This is a genomic window from Burkholderia sp. AU32262, from assembly GCF_020419985.1.
In the GTDB taxonomy this organism is placed as follows: Bacteria; Pseudomonadota; Gammaproteobacteria; order Burkholderiales; family Burkholderiaceae; genus Burkholderia; species Burkholderia semiarida.
This window is the reverse complement of the sequence record NZ_JAIZRS010000043.1, coordinates 1-17,748: the sequence shown is the minus strand read 5'-3', so window position 1 is coordinate 17,748 and position 17,748 is coordinate 1. Positions and strand designations below refer to the sequence as shown.

At 65.6% G+C, this 17,748-nt stretch carries 14 protein-coding genes; 3 read left to right on the top strand and 11 right to left on the bottom strand.

Annotated elements, in window-relative coordinates; translation table 11 throughout:
• Positions 1-15 precede the first annotated feature (15 nt).
• The 11 genes from LGN10_RS31785 to LGN10_RS31735 all read right to left on the bottom strand — a co-directional run bounded on the left by LGN10_RS31785 (position 16) and on the right by LGN10_RS31735 (position 14,363).
• The gene (locus LGN10_RS31785; protein ID WP_226226111.1) at positions 16-1,056 is read right to left on the bottom strand and encodes a DUF4123 domain-containing protein; all 1,041 of its coding nucleotides are present in this window, start codon (positions 1,054-1,056) and stop codon (positions 16-18) included.
• The gene (locus tag LGN10_RS31780) at positions 1,056-3,617 is read right to left on the bottom strand and encodes a type VI secretion system Vgr family protein (protein WP_226226110.1); all 2,562 of its coding nucleotides are present in this window, start codon (positions 3,615-3,617) and stop codon (positions 1,056-1,058) included. Before LGN10_RS31780 ends, LGN10_RS31785 begins: the two co-directional genes overlap by 1 nt.
• Before the next feature lie 67 nt (positions 3,618-3,684).
• Positions 3,685-4,806, bottom strand: a complete 1,122-nt coding sequence (gene tssA, locus LGN10_RS31775) for a type VI secretion system protein TssA (protein ID WP_226226109.1) — start codon at positions 4,804-4,806, stop codon at positions 3,685-3,687.
• Between the two features lie 42 nt (positions 4,807-4,848).
• Complete coding sequence (tssH, locus tag LGN10_RS31770; protein ID WP_059577174.1) at positions 4,849-7,518, bottom strand: type VI secretion system ATPase TssH; 2,670 nt, start codon at positions 7,516-7,518, stop codon at positions 4,849-4,851.
• A gap of 44 nt (positions 7,519-7,562) precedes the next feature.
• Positions 7,563-8,663: a type VI secretion system baseplate subunit TssG gene (tssG, locus tag LGN10_RS31765; protein ID WP_226226108.1), complete on the bottom strand. Its 1,101-nt coding sequence runs from the start codon at positions 8,661-8,663 to the stop codon at positions 7,563-7,565.
• A complete protein-coding gene (tssF, locus tag LGN10_RS31760) occupies positions 8,627-10,462 on the bottom strand; it encodes a type VI secretion system baseplate subunit TssF (protein WP_059577179.1) in 1,836 nt (611 codons plus the stop codon). The genes tssG and tssF overlap by 37 nt, the downstream gene beginning before the upstream one ends.
• A gap of 76 nt (positions 10,463-10,538) precedes the next feature.
• Positions 10,539-11,024 (bottom strand): type VI secretion system baseplate subunit TssE, encoded by a 486-nt coding sequence (tssE, locus tag LGN10_RS31755; protein ID WP_034183677.1) that lies wholly within the window; start codon positions 11,022-11,024, stop codon positions 10,539-10,541.
• A gap of 61 nt (positions 11,025-11,085) precedes the next feature.
• Positions 11,086-11,589, bottom strand: a complete 504-nt coding sequence (locus LGN10_RS31750) for an Hcp family type VI secretion system effector (protein ID WP_059449787.1) — start codon at positions 11,587-11,589, stop codon at positions 11,086-11,088.
• 70 nt (positions 11,590-11,659) lie between these two features.
• On the bottom strand, positions 11,660-13,150 hold the full coding sequence (gene tssC, locus LGN10_RS31745; protein ID WP_006484397.1) for a type VI secretion system contractile sheath large subunit: 1,491 nt from the start codon (positions 13,148-13,150) through the stop codon (positions 11,660-11,662).
• Positions 13,151-13,165: 15 nt separating this feature from the next.
• Positions 13,166-13,681 (bottom strand): type VI secretion system contractile sheath small subunit, encoded by a 516-nt coding sequence (gene tssB / locus LGN10_RS31740; RefSeq protein WP_027783377.1) that lies wholly within the window; start codon positions 13,679-13,681, stop codon positions 13,166-13,168.
• Between the two features lie 46 nt (positions 13,682-13,727).
• Positions 13,728-14,363: a tetratricopeptide repeat protein gene (locus tag LGN10_RS31735; protein WP_060965501.1), complete on the bottom strand. Its 636-nt coding sequence runs from the start codon at positions 14,361-14,363 to the stop codon at positions 13,728-13,730.
• A gap of 373 nt (positions 14,364-14,736) precedes the next feature.
• Between LGN10_RS31735 and tssJ the strand changes: the two genes are divergently transcribed.
• The 3 genes from tssJ (at position 14,737) to icmH (ending at position 17,576) form a co-directional block, all read left to right on the top strand.
• On the top strand, positions 14,737-15,348 hold the full coding sequence (gene tssJ / locus LGN10_RS31730; RefSeq protein ID WP_059577183.1) for a type VI secretion system lipoprotein TssJ: 612 nt from the start codon (positions 14,737-14,739) through the stop codon (positions 15,346-15,348).
• Positions 15,349-15,450: 102 nt separating this feature from the next.
• Positions 15,451-16,797, top strand: a complete 1,347-nt coding sequence (gene tssK / locus LGN10_RS31725; RefSeq protein ID WP_059577185.1) for a type VI secretion system baseplate subunit TssK — start codon at positions 15,451-15,453, stop codon at positions 16,795-16,797.
• Positions 16,794-17,576: a type IVB secretion system protein IcmH/DotU gene (gene icmH / locus LGN10_RS31720; RefSeq protein WP_059577187.1), complete on the top strand. Its 783-nt coding sequence runs from the start codon at positions 16,794-16,796 to the stop codon at positions 17,574-17,576. The genes tssK and icmH overlap by 4 nt, the downstream gene beginning before the upstream one ends.
• Positions 17,577-17,748: the final 172 nt, after the last annotated feature.

Here is a 17,748-nt window from a genome sequence, read left to right as displayed (position 1 = left end):
GCCACGAGCCCGAACCTACGCCACGTCACTACGCGCCTCCAGCAATCCCCGCTCGTGCGCATCGCGAATCGCGTCCCACGTCGCATCGTCGATCGAGGCCAGTGCCGCATCCACGCTCGTTTCTCCGCGCGAAGCGGCCTCGAGACACGACTTCACGACCGGATGCTCATCGAACCGCGGCGAAACCAGCACGCCCGTCATCACGTAGCACTGCAATTCCGCTTCTTCGGCAATCCCGTGCGCGGCAGCACGATCGAGTTGCTCGACTACTCGATCATGCAGTTCCGCATCGGACATGTGATCGACCATCGCCCCCATCGTCTCGCGGAACTTCAGCACGAGCTTGTCCGGATACCCGAGCTCGATCAGTTGCGCATGCTGCTGCTCGTTGAGACCCGGCGCATCACCCACCGGTACCGCACCTTCATTCGCCTGCATGTCATTGCGCCACACGACTTCGCCAAGCCGCCTGTCGCGATACCGGATCTCGCCGAACGGCGCGACGAACCGCTGCGCCTGCGTATCGCGCCACACCTGTCGAAGTCGCCCCAGTACATGGTTGTCGAAAAAGAAGAGGTAGTATGCACGGCCGTTGGGCAGCCTGTACTGCACGTACTGGCGCAAATGCTGATCGAGCGCATCGAACGACCACGTCGACCACAGCCACGTCACCGCATGCAGGTCGACCGCCTCCAACCACAGCTGGCGCAGCAGCCGATGCTGCTCGGCGTTCTCGTCGTTGATCGCGTCGCGATCGAACGCGATCAGGTACGGCGCGATATCCGTATAAGCGTCGAGCCCGGTATCCGCCCAGAGCGACGCATAGCGCAGGCGGGGCACTGCCGCGAGCTGCACATCCAACTCCTGATAACCGCGCGTATCGACGAGTACGTAAAGCCGCATCGCACTCCCAGCGTCGTCCGTACGCGCGACCGAAGCCTTCAGCGTCTCGAGAAACGCCGGCCACTCCAGCTCGCGTGGATTCGGTTCTGCGTCAGCCGCTTCGCTCGCGCCGACCGATTCGTTCCGGTCGCCCGTATCGTTGACTTCGTCCATCAATCCGCCTCGACCATCGACTCACGACCGCTGTGCGCGTTGAGCACACATTGCTTGCACGTGCCGCCCGGCATCGCGGGCAACGGATACTGCATGCTCGTCGGCCCGGCGAACTGGTGCTGCGCGCCCTTGAAATCGACTTTCCCCGGTGCGTGAATCTCGATGCTGCCGCCCTTGATGCGGATATAGGCGCCCCCCGACGTCAGCAATATCTCCTGCTTCGCAGCCACGTCGACAGCCTCTGTCGCCGCCATCACCTTCACGGTCTTCTGCGCCGTGAGTTCGACGTTGTCCATGTGCGCCTGGACTTCGACCTTGCCCTTCCCGGCGAGCAGCTTCATCCCGGCATTCTGCGCGAACAGGCTGATGCGATCCCGGATGCCGGCGATCAGCGATTTCCCGCTGGTGATGAACGTGCTCTGCCCACTGACGATATTGGTCTGCCGGTCGCTGGCCACATGCACCGACTGCTGCGACGCCACCCCGATCCCCGCCGGGCTCGCGAACAGCATCACCGGCTCCTTGAACGCATTCGCGTTGCCCGTCCCGCCGCCTGCGGTCCTGCCGCCGCCGGCCGTCGCGCCCGCCACGCTACTCTGTGTCGCGTCAGTAAATTGCTTCAGCGCGTCGTGCCCCGCGCCGAGACTCTCTGCCTGATGCATTTCGCCGACCTGCGACATCGACTCGATCAATCCTTCCGCATTGGCAAGCTGCTGCTTCGCTTCGCTCACGTCCAGCGGCTGGCTGTTCGCCCGCTTCGGATGCGTCGTCACGTACAGGCCTTGCCCGGCACGCATCGCCCCGTACGCATCCGTGCGCAGATCGAAACCGGAGCCAAGATACGCACCGCGCGTATTCCCGTTTTGCTCGATCAGATAGCCGAGATGAAGCAGCGAATTCCCGCTGCTGCTGAACAGGCGGGCGCGGTTCTGCCCGGTCGCGTCGTCGAGCACCATCTCGTTGTGCCCCGATCCCGCATATTCCTTCGACCGGAAGCCCGACAGGATCCCGTCGCTATGCCATTGCGGCTTGGCAACACCGTTGTAGACACGATGCATGACGATCGGCCGGTCGCAGTCGCCACCGATATAGCCGATCAGCACTTCCTCGCCGACGCGTGGAATATGCACACCGCCGTAACCGCCACCGGTATCCGACTGCACGACGCGCATCCAGCACGATGCCGTCTCTCGGCCTTCGCTCTGCCGGTCCCACACGAACATGACCTTGATCCGGTTCAGTTCATCCGTATAGACCTCTTCGCCCTTCGGGCCCACGACGATCGCCGTCTCGAGTTGCATCTCGGGCTTCCGATGCTCGAACGGGCTCCGATACGGCACGCTCGCGCGTTGCGCCTCGACCTCGACGAGATAGAAACCGGCCGAGCCGTCGTCATGCCCGACCTCGAACGCCGCCACTTCCCCGCGACCAGCCTTCACCTGGGCCAGTTCGGCCTGCAAGCTATGAGGGAAGCTCGCTTCGTGATCCGAGACCGGCAGATTGTTCTCGATGTAACGCGTGACGCCGATGGCCGCGAACTCGCGGTCGCTCGCCGCATCGCGATCGTGCTCGGGATGATCGACGAGGGTGAAACGCCGGCCGGCGTCAATCGAACGCACGCCGCCCACGCCGAAGAAACGCTTCGCACGTGATTCCCATTCCTCGAGGCGGATCTTCGACAGATGTTCGCCGCGGTCCTGGCCCGAATACGTGTACGCGCCGGTGTATTCGTAGATTTCCGCCTGACCCGGCAGGTCGCCCTGATCAGCCTTCGTCGGCAGCGACGTGCCGTTCGGATTGCCCGCCGCCGACGGCGACTTGTAGTCGAACGTGCGCGTCGTGTGCAGTGTGCTTTGCAACGTCCGCGACGCGGTCCATTGCGTGAAACCGGCAGTCTCGGTGCCGCTGCCCGAACGATCGAACCTGACGGTATTCGGCGACAGCGCGTCGACCGTATGCAGATCGTCGGTGATGACGAACGTGTGCGCCTTCCCGTCTTCACTGTGCCGCCAGAAGCCAAACAGCCCTTCGTCCTCCATCAGCCGATGCACGAAGTTCCAGTCGGTTTCGCTCTGGCGGCAGTACGAACGGGACGGCAACGGTTTCGACAACGCGAACTGGTATCGCCCCCTGGCCTGCGGATGCATGTCGAACACGTCGGCGAGAATCGCGTCGACCGGCTGGTCCTGCCAGTACCGCATATCGCTGCGGAACTTGAGGAAGTGCATCCACGACGCGAAGCTCAGCTGGTAGCTCGACAGGCTGCCGTCGGCGCCGAGCCGCCGCGCCGTGTGGATATAGCCGTTGATCGGCAGATACGACATGTCCGCCTGCCGGATCCACAGCGTCATCGGCTGCGCGATCAGCGTCTTGAGCTCAACGTCGCTCGCGGTGGACACCAGATCGAGCGTTACGCTGAAATCACGGCCGAGCGCCGAACGGGTTACGGCGCGACGCGGCACGAGCGCATTGTTCGGCAGCGACGGGATGTCCGTCTTCAGCAGCCGATCCTGCTGGATCAGGCCGCCACGAATCGCCTGTGCCAGTTCGGTCACGTTCATGCGTCACCCTTCTTCTCGTTCATCACGAGCCCGTCGGGCCCGCGCTCTCAGGTCAAACAACGGTCCTTCACGACTGCTCGTCGGGCCGCACCCCCAGCAGCTCGCGAATATGCGACAGTGAGCCGTCGTCCTTCACGACGCTCTCGAGCCACTTGTGCAGCGGCATGTCGGCCCATTCGGCCGCCTTGTCTGCGAGATAAGCGACCGGGCTGTGCGGCTCGGTCTGACGGAAATAGCGCGCCACCGCACGCAACTGGTCGACGGCCTGCGCGCGGTTCTGGATGCCGGCGATCGTCTGCGTCACCGGAGGACGCGAAGCGGTCTGCTGCTGCACGTGAGTCTCCTCGGTCTGGATCGGCTGGCCGAACACCGGCTCGATGCGTTCGGGCTGCGCCTGCGGCGCCGCCTGCGTGTGCGGCGCGCTGCCCGTATAACCCTGTTCGCGCGCGAAGCGCTCGGCGAGCCGGTACACGGTCTCGAACGCATCGCGCGCCTGCCGGAAGCTCGGCGCCGAATCGCCCGCGCGCTCGACGAGCCGCTCCTCGAATGCATCGAGCGCGAATTCGAACGCCTTCAGGTTCGCCAGCAGCGCCGTGTAGAACGCGATCGACGTCACGCGCCGCGACGCATCGATCTGCTCGATCGACGGTTTGCCGCGCGCGATGTCGTCCGCGTGTTCGGGGTCGCGCCTGATCGCCTGCGCGACGTGCTGCGCGACTTCCCAGTCGAGCGTGCTGAACGCGTTCGACGCGCCGTCCGTCAGCGGCACCGCGCGCAGCAGCTCGGCCGTGCGGCCGGACAGCCACGCGACGTTGCCGAGCCGGTGCTCGATGTCGTCGTCCTCGGGCAGCGGGTGGAAGGTGTCCCAGAAGTCGCGGCACAGGCCCTCGAGCAGCACATAGCCTTCGGTGAGGCCCGTGATGCCGTCCTCGAGCGCGAGCGCCTCGGTCAGCCACACGGCGAGCCGCAGGTCCTTCGTGCGCGTGCGCAGCAGTTCGCCCGCATGGTCGACGACGAAGCCCCAGTCGGCCTCCTTGATCTCGGTCACCCATTCGCCCTGGTCGAGCGTCGGGTCGTCGTAGCGCCGCGCGTCCTGGATCGCGTCGAATTCGTTCGAAAACAGCAGGTCGTCGCCGCTGGGCGACGCATCGCTGATCGGCGTCAGCAGCTCGGGGAGATTGATCGGCATGGTTCGGTCAGTTCATCAATGCTTGACTGGGCGCGGCCGCGCTCATTCGACGGTGTACGCGAATTCGCCGGCCTCGTCCGCGCGCACCGCGATGCGCGCGATGGCCGCGCCGTCGGCGATCCGGCCGAGCACGTGGCCCGCGATCTCCGGCAGCAGCGTGCCGTTCAGGATGTGGTCGACGTTGCGGGCGCCCGAATCGACCTCGGTGCAGCGCGCGAGCACCGCGTCGACGAGCGACTCGTCCCATTCGAACGCGGCCTTGTGGTTCGCGTCGATCCGGCGCCGGATGCGTTCGAGCTTCAGCTCGATGATCTCGGCCAGCACGTCGTCGGAGATCGGATAGTACGGCACGACCTTCATCCGGCCGAGGAACGCCGGCTTGAAGGTCTTGTACAGCTGCGGACGCAGCGTCTCGGCGAGCGCGTCCGGATCGGGCAGCTCCTCGGCCGGCTTGTTCAGGCACGCCTGCATCACCGCGGCCGAGCCGACGTTCGACGTCAGGATGATCAGCGTGTTGCGGAAGTCGATCTCGCGCCCTTCCGCGTCGTCCATCGTGCCCTTGTCGAACACCTGGAAGAACATCTCGAGCACGTCGGGGTGCGCCTTCTCGACCTCGTCGAGCAGCACGACGGAATACGGGTTGCGGCGCACGGCCTCGGTCAGCACGCCGCCCTCGCCGTAACCGACGTAGCCCGGCGGCGAGCCCTTCAGGCCCGACACGCTGTGCGCTTCCTGGTACTCGCTCATGTTGATCGTGACCATCTTGCGCTCGCCGCCGTACAGGATGTCTGCCAGCGCCAGCGCCGTCTCGGTCTTGCCGACGCCCGACGGCCCGACGAACATGAACACGCCGCGCGGCTTGTTCGGATCCTCGAGGTTCGCGGTCGCGGTGCGCACGCGCTGCGCGATCGCCTCCAATGCATGGTCCTGCCCGATCACGCGCGCGGCGAGCAGCGGCTGCAGGTTCAGCACGGTGTCGATCTCGTCCTTCACCATCCGGCCGAGCGGGATGCCCGTCCACGCGGCGACGATCTCGGCGACGACATGGCCGTCCACTTGCAGCGGCACCATCGGCTCGCCGCCCTGCAGCGCGTGCAGCGCGGCGACGCGTTCGGCCAGCTTCTCGCGCGTGGCGTGCACATCGACGGGTTCGCCGTCTTCCGACGGGCCGCGCGCCTTGTCGAGCGTGTCGCGCAGCTCGGTGATCTCGGCGACGATCACGCGCTCGGCTTCGTAGCGTTCTTCATCCTTCGCCAGTTGTTCGAGCGCCGTGTCGCGCGCGGCGCGCAGCTCGCCGAGCCGCTCGTCGTGCGCCGCGCCGCCCGCCGCCTCGCGCGCCAGCGACGCGATTTCCGCATCGATGCGCTCGATGCGCTTCTTCGTGTCGTCGATCGCGGCCGGCGTCGCGCTGTGCGCGAGCGCGACCTTCGCGCATGCGGTGTCGAGCACGCTGATCGCCTTGTCCGGCAATTGGCGGCCGCTGATGTAGCGGTGCGACAGGCGCACGGCCTCGGTGATCGCATCGTCGAGGATCCGCACGTTGAAATGCTTCTCCATCAGGCCCGACATCCCGCGCAGCATCGCGGCCGCGAGCGGCTCGCTCGGCTCCTCGACCTTCACCACCTGGAAGCGCCGCGCGAGCGCCGCATCCTTCTCGAAGTACTTCTTGTATTCGCTCCACGTCGTCGCGGCGATCGTGCGCAGCTCGCCGCGCGCGAGCGCCGGCTTCAGCAGGTTCGCGGCATCGTTCTGGCCGGCCTGGCCGCCCGCGCCGATGATCGTGTGCGCCTCGTCGATGAACAGGATGATCGGGTGCGCGCTCTTCTTCACCTCGTCGATCACGCTCTTCAGCCGGTTCTCGAACTCGCCCTTCACGCTCGCGCCGGCCTGCAGCAGCCCCATGTCGAGCACGTGCAGCGCGACGCCGCGCAACGGCGGCGGCACGTCGTCGGCCGCGATGCGCAGCGCGAGCCCTTCGACGACCGCCGTTTTGCCGACGCCGGCCTCGCCGGTCATGATCGGGTTGTTCTGGCGGCGGCGCATCAGGATGTCGATCGCCTGGCGAATCTCCGCTTCGCGGCCGATCACCGGATCGATCTTGCCGTCGCGCGCGCGCTGCGTGAGGTTGGTCGTGTACGTGTCGAGCGCGGGCGTCTTCGACGGGCCGGCCGCGGGCGCCATGCCGTCGGCGGCCGGTGCGACGTCGCTGTCGTCGTCGTCCGCCTGGCGCGGCTCGGCTTCGCTCGAGCCGGCCATGATTTCGTCGAACTTGTGCTTCAGGTCCGTCACGTTCATTTCCGCGAACCGCGACGACATCCGTTGCGCGAACTGCGCGAGATCCGGCGCGGTCAGCAGCGCGAGCAGCAGGTGCCCCGAGCGGATGCGGCCGAGCTGCGAATCGAGCGACGCGATCAGCCATGCCTGCTCGAACAGCGCGATCAGATGGACGGAGAACACCGGCGTGCGCGTGTTGCCCGTCTTCAGGCGCGTGAGTTCGCGTTCGAGATCGGCGTGCAGTGCGTGCGGATCGACGCGGCTCGCGCGCAGCGCGAGCGGCAGGTCGCCCGTCGCCTCGTCGAGCAGCGCGAGGAACAGGTGCTCCAGATCGACCTCGTAGTGGCCGCGCGCCAGGCACGCGCTCGCCGCGCGCTCGGTCGCGTGCCGGCACAGCGGGTTCAGTTTCGTGATCAGGGTCTTCAGAGGCGTGCTCATGGCGTCGGTCTCAGGTTCGTTTGCGTGTTTGTTGTCGTTCGGGATCAGTGAATCACGTGCAGTTCGTAGCGGGCATCGGACCGGTCCTCGGCCGCGTCGCGCGTGCACAGGAACGCGTCCCAGCCGAGCCGCGAGCCCGCGCCGAGCATGCTCGCGCCGACCTCCGTGCGTTTCAGCACGAGCTTCACCTCGTACTCGAGCGTGACGCCGGCGAGCAGCGTCAGCATCCGCTCGAGCGCGACGGCGTGCGCGCCGCCGGGCAGGAACGCCTCGTAGTCGCGCTTGGACAGCGGGCCGACGACGATCCGCGCGCGCATGTCGCGCTGCCACACGCGCTCGCCGACGAGCGCCGTCGCGCCGAGCACCGCGTTGACTTCGCCGAGCACGCTCAGCTGATCGGGCGGCACGTCGTACCACTTGCCGACGAACTGGTCGATCTTCACCGGCACGCGGAAGTAGTCGGACAGCGTGCGCTGCAGGTAGGCGGCCGACATCGGCCGGTGCCGCGCGGCGAGCGCGTAGCCGGCCACGGCCTCGTCGAGCACGCCGCCCGGGCCGGCCGCGAGGCTGTCGCGCACCTCGTCGCTCGGCACGCCCGCGATCGCAAGCAACAGCGGCAGGTAGCGCTCGTCGCGGTCGAGTTCGTAATGGAACGGCAGCCGGTATTTCTTCCATGCCGCGTAGAACAGCGCGGTCGCGCGATTCGAGAACACGTCGAAGAACGCGCGCGCCGCGTGGTCGCGCCGCAGATGCTCGCGCGCGACGATCTGCTCGGTGTAGTGCAGCGGCAGCGCGCCCTGCCCGCCGAGCAGCCCGAAGAACGCGGGCGTCAGCTCGACGCGGCCGAGCTCGCCGGCGGCCAGCGCGGCGCCGCGCTGCTCGCTCGAGTTCAGCGGCGCGCCGCCGTCGTCGAACGAGCGCGCGCCTTCGATCTCGCTCGGCGGGAAGCCGAGCGACAGCGTGTTGCGGAATTCGATGCGCTGCGCGACCACGTCGCCCTGCCGCCACGCGCCGGGGGCATCCGACGCCTGCCGCGCGAACAGCCCTTCGAGCACGCGCACCGCCTGGAAGAACTCGAAGCGGTGCGGCTCGTCGAGCAGCGCGTCGACTACGCCAGGATCGATTCGCCGGTTCGGGGCTTGCATCGGATGATCTCCTCGCCGGTGCGCTTCGACACGACGACCAATTGAACGAAACTGTTGAGGTGGACGTACAGCCCGAAGAAGCTGTCGAGCACGCGCACGAACGACGCGAGGCTCGCGCCGACGAAGTGCTCCTCGTCGATCGTCAGCCGGATCTCGATGCCGCGCACGAAGGTCGCGAACGGCTTGCCGGGCAGCCACTGCACCGCGCCGCGCTGTTCGACGCCGGCCAGGCCGTCGATCTGGCGCATCGACACGGCCGTGCGCCGCAGGTCGTACAGCGTCAGCATTTCCTTCAGCGGCGCGAGGCCGTGCGCGACGAGCGACACGTGGTTGAGCGCGAGATGCGACACGAGCCGCCAGTGCGCGGCGCGGCCGCGCTCGAAGCGCACGCTCTGTGTCGGCCGGCGCAGCAGCGAGATGCCGCTCGTCTGCGCGCCGCCCTCCTGGAACAGATCGCCGCCTTCGAGGCCGAACGCGAGCATCGAAGGCAGGTCGCGGTTCGTGCAGGTGAGGTCGAGGCTCAGCGTGTCGGTCTGCGGCGACGTCGGCTCGAAGTCGATGTCGACGATCGAGATCTCGGTTTCGTAGCCGGGGCTCTTCTGCGCGACCCAGTCGTTGCGGCGCGCGAACCAGTAGTGGCCGATGCGCGCCGCTTCGCCGTGATGCAGCGAATAGAACGGCCGGAACTCGATCACCGATTCCTCGTGCGCCTGTTGCCGGACGAGCTTCACCGAGTCGATCGAATACACCTCGTATGCGAACGCGCGCCGCGCCTCGGCGATCACCGGATACGACACCGCGCGGTGCGTGATGCGAATCGGCTCGCCGTGCTGGCGGAACAGGTTGACGATCGGCGTGCAGAACAGCCGGAAATGGCTCGCCGTCAGCAGCTCGAGCAGGCGCGCGACGTGCGAATCGCCGCGCACGTCCTGCAGCACGAGATGCAGCGTCGCGCGCTGGCAACGGCCCGACGCGCGTGCGATCGCCGCGAGGTCGAAATCGACGAAATCGAACTTGTCGGGGAACGCGAAGTACTCGGTGAGCAGACGGTACGCGGGATGCGACTTCGCCGGATAGTCGATCAGCGCGTCGTCCTCGGCGAAGCCGGCCTGCGCGATCGGCAGCTTGCGCAGCGCGGTCCAGCGGCCGTTGCGCTCGGGCTCGACATACGCACCGAGCACGTTGATGAACAGGCAGTCGGTCAGCGCGGCGACGAACGACTGCTCGCCGTGCAGGTGCGCGCGCAGCGTCGGCAGCTTCAGCGCGCCGAGATCGAGCTGCGCGGCGAGCGATTCGAACGTGATCGAGATCACGCCCGTCGCATTCGACGGCAGCACCGTCGCGCTCGGCGCGAGCGCGACCGGCGTGTAGCGCGCCTCCGAGATGCGGATCGGCGCGAGCGTCACGTCGTAGGCGGTGCGGAACCGGCATTGCACGCCGCGGATCGGGCGGCTCTTCAACTCGGTGCCGCGATCGATCACGACCGGTTCGGTCTGCTGGCCGGGCGAAGCCGGCGTGAACTGCGCGATCGAGCACGACGGAAACGGCCGCAGGTAGTGCGGATACAGCACTTCCAGCAGCGCTTCGGTGAATTCCGGGTAGTCGTCGTCGAGCTTCTTGTTGATGCGCGCGCCGAGCAGCGCGAACGACTCGATCATCCGCTCGACGTGCGGATCCTCGCAATGCTCGCCGGACAGCGCGAGGCGCGCGGCGATCTTCGGATAGCGTTCGGCGAAATCTCGCGAATAGCGCCGCAAAAACGATAATTCGCGTTCGTAATACGGCAGCAATTCTTCCATCGACGACCCCGAACCTCAATATTTCCTGCCGGACCTGATTCACCACCGGGCGGTCCGGCCCGCTCGGCGGCTTGATTTACTGCATGCGTGCCGCGCGTGCGCGCGTGACCGAATACTGCAGCGTCGACGGTTGCAGCATCGCGTCGAAATTCACCGGCTCCTCGGCCGGGTGCACCACGAGCAACGCCTGGATCGCGAAATAGAGCGCGTTGGTGGCCTGCTCGTTCAGCTCGAACGTCACCTGCACCTGCTGCAGGCGCGGCTCGTGGCGCGCGATCGCCTGCTGGATCGACTTGCAGATGAACGCGCGATCGTAGTGGCTCGCGAGGCTCAGCCCCGCGAAATCGTTCAGCCCGTAGGTCAGCACCGATTTCTGGCATTCCGGCAGCGCGGCCAGCTCGTTCTCGGTGTGCGCGATACGGGTGTTGAGGATCGCCTCGACGTCGCGGGCGACCGTGGTCTTGAGCTCGTCCAGCGACAATTGCCGCATCGCGGCCGAGGCCGGCAGATGCGGTTCGTCGTCGAACAGCTTGTCGAGAAAACTGGGTTCGAATCGTTTCATCGGCCGGTGTTGACAGCGAAAACGGCAACGGGACGCGAGCGCCCCGTTGCCGCAACCGACCTTAGACCGCGTAGGTCTTGTCGTTCTTCGTCAGGCTCCAGGCGCCCTGCGTGTTGCCGCCCTGGTTGCCGCCGATCTTCTGCTGGGTTTGCTTCCACTGCACGGCTGCGTACTTCAGCGAGAACGTCTCGATCGGCAGACCTTCCTCGCGAACGCTCGGGGCGATGCTCGAGATGATCACGTACTTGAGCTTGACTTCCAGATACTGCACGCGCTTGCCTTCACCGTCCGCGCGCGAGAAATGGACCGTCACTTCGTCGAACGTGGTACCGCCCGAAGCGTGCTGGTACAGCAGCGGGCTCGACGAATCGATTTCCTTCGTGAAGATCATGTCGCCGTGCTCGCAACGCGTCATCGTGTGACCGCCAGCGGTCGATGCGGTTGCCGAACGCGGCTGAACGATCGAGTGATCCCACGATTTCAGTTCGATCCAGCCCTGGTGGTCCTTGTCCGCGGACTCGCCCTTCACCGCGGGACTACCAAACTGCAAGTGCATATGTAACATGGCCCTTCGACTCCCCAAAGAGGTGGTTTTAACGTCCTACCCAGGCGGCCCGCCCGGGCGATTTACTCGCTTATGAATTTGCCGGTTTGGGCAGATCAGCGACAAGTCGCAGAGAAATCGAGAGTTCGTCGAGCTGAAAGTGCGGGCGCAGGAACGCGACCGAACGATACGAGCCCGGCTTGCCCGGAATCTCCGACACTTGTATGGATGCCTCGCGCAGCGGAAATTGCGCTTTCTGTTCCTGCGAGGCGTTGTCGTCGAGCAGGACGTACTGCGAAATCCACCGGTTGAGGAAAGTCTCCACGTTCTGCGCCGATGCGAAGCTGCCGATCTTGTCCCGCATCATCGCCTTCAGGTAATGCGCGACGCGCGATACCGAGAAGATGTACTGAAGCTGGGCGGACAGGACGGCGTTCGCATTCGCGCTGTCGGTGCTGTACTTTTTCGGCTTTTGCACCGACTGCGCGGCGAAGAACGCGGCGTAATCTGAGTTCTTGCAATGGACGAGCGGGATGAAGCCGAGGTCGCTCAGCTCCTTCTCGCGGCGATCGGTGATCGCGATTTCGGTCGGGCACTTCAGCGCGACTTCACCGTCGTCGGTCTTGAACGTGTGGGTCGGCAGATCCTCGACGAGGCCGCCGCCTTCGACGCCGCGTATCGCCGCGCACCAGCCGAAGTCGTCGAACGCGGCCGTCAGGCGGGCCGCGAAGGCCCACGCCGCGTTGCACCACAGGTACTTGTCGTGATCGGTGCCGTCGACGTCCTCGACGAAGTTGAAATTCTCCGCGGTCTGGCCGTCCTTCGGATTGAACGGCAGCCGGCCGAGAAAGCGCGGCAGCGTCAGGCCGACGTAGCGCGAATCCTCGGCGTCGCGGAACGACTTCCACTTCGCGTACTCGACCGTGTCGAACACCTTGCCGAGGTCGCGCGGCTTGCCGAGATCGGAGAACGACTCGAGGCCGAGCAGCTCCGGCGACGCCGACGCGATGAACGGCGCATGCGCAGCCGCCGCGACGTGCGACATCTGCTCGATGAAGTACATGTCTTCCGGCTGGCGCGAGATCTCGTAATCGCCGATCAGCGCACCGAACGGCGAGCCGCCGAACGTGCCGAATTCCTCTTCGTAGACCTTCTTGAACAGCGCGCTCTGGTCGAACTCGCTCGCGCCCTTGAAGTCGCGCACGAGGTCGCGCTTCGGCGCGTGCAGCGCCTTGATCTTGATCGTCTGGCCCGTGTTGCTTTCCTTGACCAGATAGTCCAGCCCGCGCCACGTGCTTTCGAGGCGCTGGAATTCCGGCGCGTGCATCACGGCGGAAAGCTGCGTGGAAATCAGGCGGTCGAGTTCCGCGACGCGCGCGTCGATCGTGGCCGACAGGTTGTCCGACACGATCACCGTGCCGTCGAGCACCTGGTGCACGAGTTCGCCGATCAGGTCCTTCGCACGCGCATGCTCGGAATCGGATTTCGCGACCTTGCTCTTCTCGACGATGTCGTCGAGCAGCGAAGTCCCGGCGGCGTATTCCGCGCCGCTCGCTTGGGCCGCAGCCGTTTGCTGGTTCATCTCAACACTCCGTCGTCATTCGCCGTCTTTGTCGCTGCCGGTGCCCTTCGCGAGCTCCTGCAGCTGCTGCGTGTTCTTCAGCACCTCGGACAGCAGATCCTCGAGCTTGTCGTTGCCGGCGAGCTTGTTGCGCAGGTCGGCGAGCTTCGAGCGCGCCTCGAGCAGGCGGCGCAGCGGCTCGACCTGTTCGACGACTTCGTCCGGGCTGAAATCCGACAGCGAGCGGAACTTCAGGTCGACCGCGAACTTACCGCCCTCCGGGCTCAGGCGGTTTTCCACCTGGAACGCGGCGCGCGGCTCGATCGCCTTCATCACGTCGTCGAAATTGTCGCGGTCGATATTGACGAACTTGCGGTCGCGCAGCTTCGGCTGCTCGATTTCGGATTGGCCCGCCAGATCGCCGACGACCCCGACGACGAACGGCAGTTCCTTCACCTCGATCGCATCGCCCTTCTCGACCTCGTAGGTCAGCTGGACGCGCGGCGGCCGTATTTTCTGCAAGCTTTTCTGAATGCTTTCTTTCTTGGCCATCTCGACGGCTCCCAGGTTAGTTGTGGTTATCGCGTCAGTTGCGGTTTCAGTTGCGCAGTGCGCCGAACGGATCCGCGCTGCCCTTTTGCGCCGCGGGGGGCGTCGGAGTCGGGGCGGCGCTCGCGGCCGTGTCCGCGGCCGGTGCGGCTCCGGCCTTCGCACGATGCACCGTACGGCGGCCGCTGTACTTCTTCGACTGCGCCCGCTGCTCCGGCGGGAACAGCGCCGACTCGCCGAGCGTGTCGCGCAGCTGCTTCGCGAGCGCCTGCGCGTCGGACTTCGCGTCGCCCGCGAGCGACGCATCCTGACGCAGCTCGCCGAGCGACTGCGTCGCGATCCGCAGGCCGGCGACGGCCAGCACGCTCTTCGCCTGGCGATCGGTCGCGTCGCGCTGCAGCGCTTCCTGCGCGGCGACGATCGCCTGGCCGTAATGGTTTTGCGCGAACTGGATTTGGGCGATGCGCGACCACGGCTCCTCGCGCGTCGGATCCGACTTCGCGAGCTGCTGGTACAGGCCGAGCGCCTTGTCCTGGTCCCCCGCCTTCGCGACGGCGTCCGCATCGGCCAGCGACTTGTTGAACACTTCCGCAGTCGGCGGCGCGGGAGGCTGGCTCGCACAGCCGGCGATCACGCCGCAAGCCACCACTACCCCAGACAGTTTTGCGAACAGACGGTCTTTCATCGTTATATCCACCGGCGCGTGAGTTTTAAATCGTTGAGAATCTGGTTCTTTTGCTTTGCAAGAAGCGCGCGGGTATAGTACCGATCAATTTTTCATAATTCAATCGTCGTGTGAAGAGTAATTCCTTTTAAAACCGGGCGCTACCCCCTCGAATGGCCGCTCGCGGCGGGCTCGCGGCGGTTTTTCGTCGGGCCGGGAAGCGCAAGTTTTACTGGTCGCACGACGCGCCGCCCCAGCGGCGGAAAAAATTTCCGAGCGCTCGCCTTGACGCGAGCGTGCTTAATAGTTGAACGGTGCAGTGTCGGGGACCCGCAGCGAACGTGGTAATACCCGGCAGTTTTGACAGGGATAAAGGCGGCACGCCGGAAACACGATGAGATCGTCCATGATTCGCTACGCGCTGCCGCTGGTCGCCTGCGCCCTTCTGGCCGGATGCGCGGCCGCCCCGCTGCTCGGCTCGGCCGCGAGCGCCGTGATGTCCGCGGCCGGCATCGGCAAGCCCGAGGTGCCCGATGCGCAGAAGCCGCCGCGCAACATCGGGCTGACGCTGGCCGCCGCGCCGAACCTGAACGCCGCGACCGACAACAAGCCGCTCGCGCTCGTCGTCCGGCTCTATGCGCTGAAAGACCCGACCTCGTTCCAGCAAGCGCCGTTCGACGCATTTACCGATCCGACCAAGGAAAAAGCCGCACTCGGCGCCGACCTGCTGAACGTGCGCGAAATCACGCTGATTCCGGGCCAGCGCTATACGGCGACCGAGAAGGTGTCGCGCGAAGCGCAGGCATTCGGTATCGTCGCGCTGTTCCGCGATCCCGCGCTGCAACGATGGAAACTGACGTTCGATCCGGCGAAGTCGGAGAAATCCGGCATAATCATCGGCCTGCATAACTGCGCGATGACGGTCACCGGCGGCACGGTCATCGCACCGCAACAGGGTGCGCCTTCGCAGCCGCTGAATATGCTGTCTTCGGTGTCCTGCGGTTAAACATGACGCACGAACGTCAATTAACAAGAGTTAACAATTGGCGATTTAATTCGGGCACGAACAAATCGATTACATCGCAACGCCACATTAACCGGATTTGACATGAGTTATTCGGCCAAGGTGCTGTGGGGGGAAGGGCTGTTCCTCCGGCCTCAACACTTTCAGCGGCAGGACGCGTACCACGAGGCGCGCCTGTTCGAGTCCATCCAGGCGATCCAGCCGTACAACTGGGGCGTGCGCTCGGTGCGCATCGACCGCGACGCGCTCGGCAGCAACGTGCTGCGGGTAGCCGACCTCGCGCTCGTGTTTCCGGACGGCGCGCTGTATGCCGCGCCGCAGGCCGACGACCTGCCGCCGCCGATCGCGCTGGATACGTTGCCCGACGGCATCAACGAATTCGTGTTCTATCTCGCGCTGCATCCGCTGCGCGAGAACGGCACCAACTACAGCGACGATCCGGCCGCCGGCTTCATGACGCGGTTCGTCAGCGAGCAGACGAGCGTCGCCGACAATTTCACCGACGCCGCCGAAGCCGACATCACGTTCCTGAAGACGCAGGTCAAGCTGATCGCGCACAGCGAGCCGCGCGACCAGTTGCTGTCGGTGCCGCTCGTGCGCGTGCGCCGCACCGCGACGTCCGGCTTCGAGATCGACGACAGCTTCGTGCCGCCGTGCCTCGCGATCGAGGCGTCGCCGATCCTGCACCAGCGGCTGCGCCAGCTCGTCGACGCGCTGCAGGCGAAGGTGAACGCGCTGTACGGCTTCCACCGCGAGCCGTCGAAGAACATCATCGAGTTCCGCTCGGGCGACATCGCATCGTTCTGGCTGCTGCACACCGCCAACGCCGCGTTTGCGACGCTCGCGCACCTGCACCAGCACGCGGCGCTGCATCCGGAGCGGCTGTTCCAGGAACTGCTGCGCCTCGCGGGCCAGCTGATGACGTTCTCGAAGGGCTACACGCTCGCCGACCTGCCCGTGTACCGCCACGACGATCCGGGCCCGAGCTTCGCGCGTCTCGACCTGATGCTGCGCGAACTGCTCGACACCGTGATCTCGACGCGCTATTTCGCGATCACGCTCGACGAGGTGCGCCCGTCGTTCCATCTCGGCCGCCTCGATTCCGGCAAGATCGACGACAAGACCGAGTTCTATCTGGCGGTGTCCGCGGACATGCCGAGCGTCGAGCTCGTCGATGCGGTGCCGGCCCGCTTCAAGGTCGGTGCGCCCGACGACGTCGACAAGCTCGTGCTGTCGGCGATGCCCGGCGTGCGGCTGTCATACACGCCGCAGGTGCCGCCCGCGATTCCGGTGCGCCCCGGCGCGTGCTACTTCGCGCTCGATTCGCGCAGCCCGCTGTACGAGCGCATGCTGCAGGCCCAGTCCGCGATGATCTACGCGCCGACTGGCATCAATGACCTGAAATTCGAACTGATCGCGGTCACATCATGAGCTACGCGCCTTCCCTGTTCGGCGACAACGTGCCGCCGCCCCTGCACAGCCCGGCGTCGACGGATTCCGCGTTCCAGGCCCGCTCGCTGCTCGATTTGCTGTACGACGGGTTCTTCATGCTGTTCCTGCTCAAGAACGGGCGGGAGCCGGACAGCGCCAGCGAGTTCAGCACGCGGATCCAGGAATTCCTGTCCGATTTCGAACGCGGCGCGAAGAAGCTGAATATCGCCGCCGAGGACGTGTACGGCGCGAAGTTCGCGTTCTGCGCGGCGATCGACGAAATGGTGCTGTCGTCGCAGTTCAAGATCCGCGCGGATTGGGAGCGCCGGCCGCTGCAGCTCGTGCTGTTCGGCGAACAGCTCGCCGGCGAGAAATTCTTCCAGTATCTCGAGGAATGTCGCGCGCAGGGCGCGGCGCGGCTGCAGTCGCTCGAGGTGTTCCATATGTGCCTGCTGCTCGGGTTCCAGGGCAAGTATCTGCTCGAAGGGCCGGAGAAGCTGGCTTATCTCACCGCGCGGCTCGGCGACGAGATCGCGCACATGAAGGGCAAACGCGCGCCGTTCGCGCCGCATTGGCCGCTGCCCGACCAGATCGCGCATCGACTCAAGCGCGAGGTGCCGGTCTGGGCGATCGGGGCCGTGTTCGCGCTCGTGGCGCTGCTCGGGTATCTCGGGCTCAATACTTATCTCAAGGACAAGACGCTGCAGGCGTTGGCGCCTTATTCGCAAGTCATCAAGGTTGGGCCGGAATCGGCTAATTTGACGATTTCGTTGCCGTAACAGGCGCGCGTTTTTCGGACGCCGCTTCATGGAAAAAGGACCGCTTGTGAATTGCACCCCAAAAGTTGGACACCCGTCCAACCTTTGGGGTGTTTTTCATGACGAAGTACAACGAGCAGTTCAAGCAACGCATCGTTGACGAGTATTTTTCCGGTGGAATTGGCATCCAGTC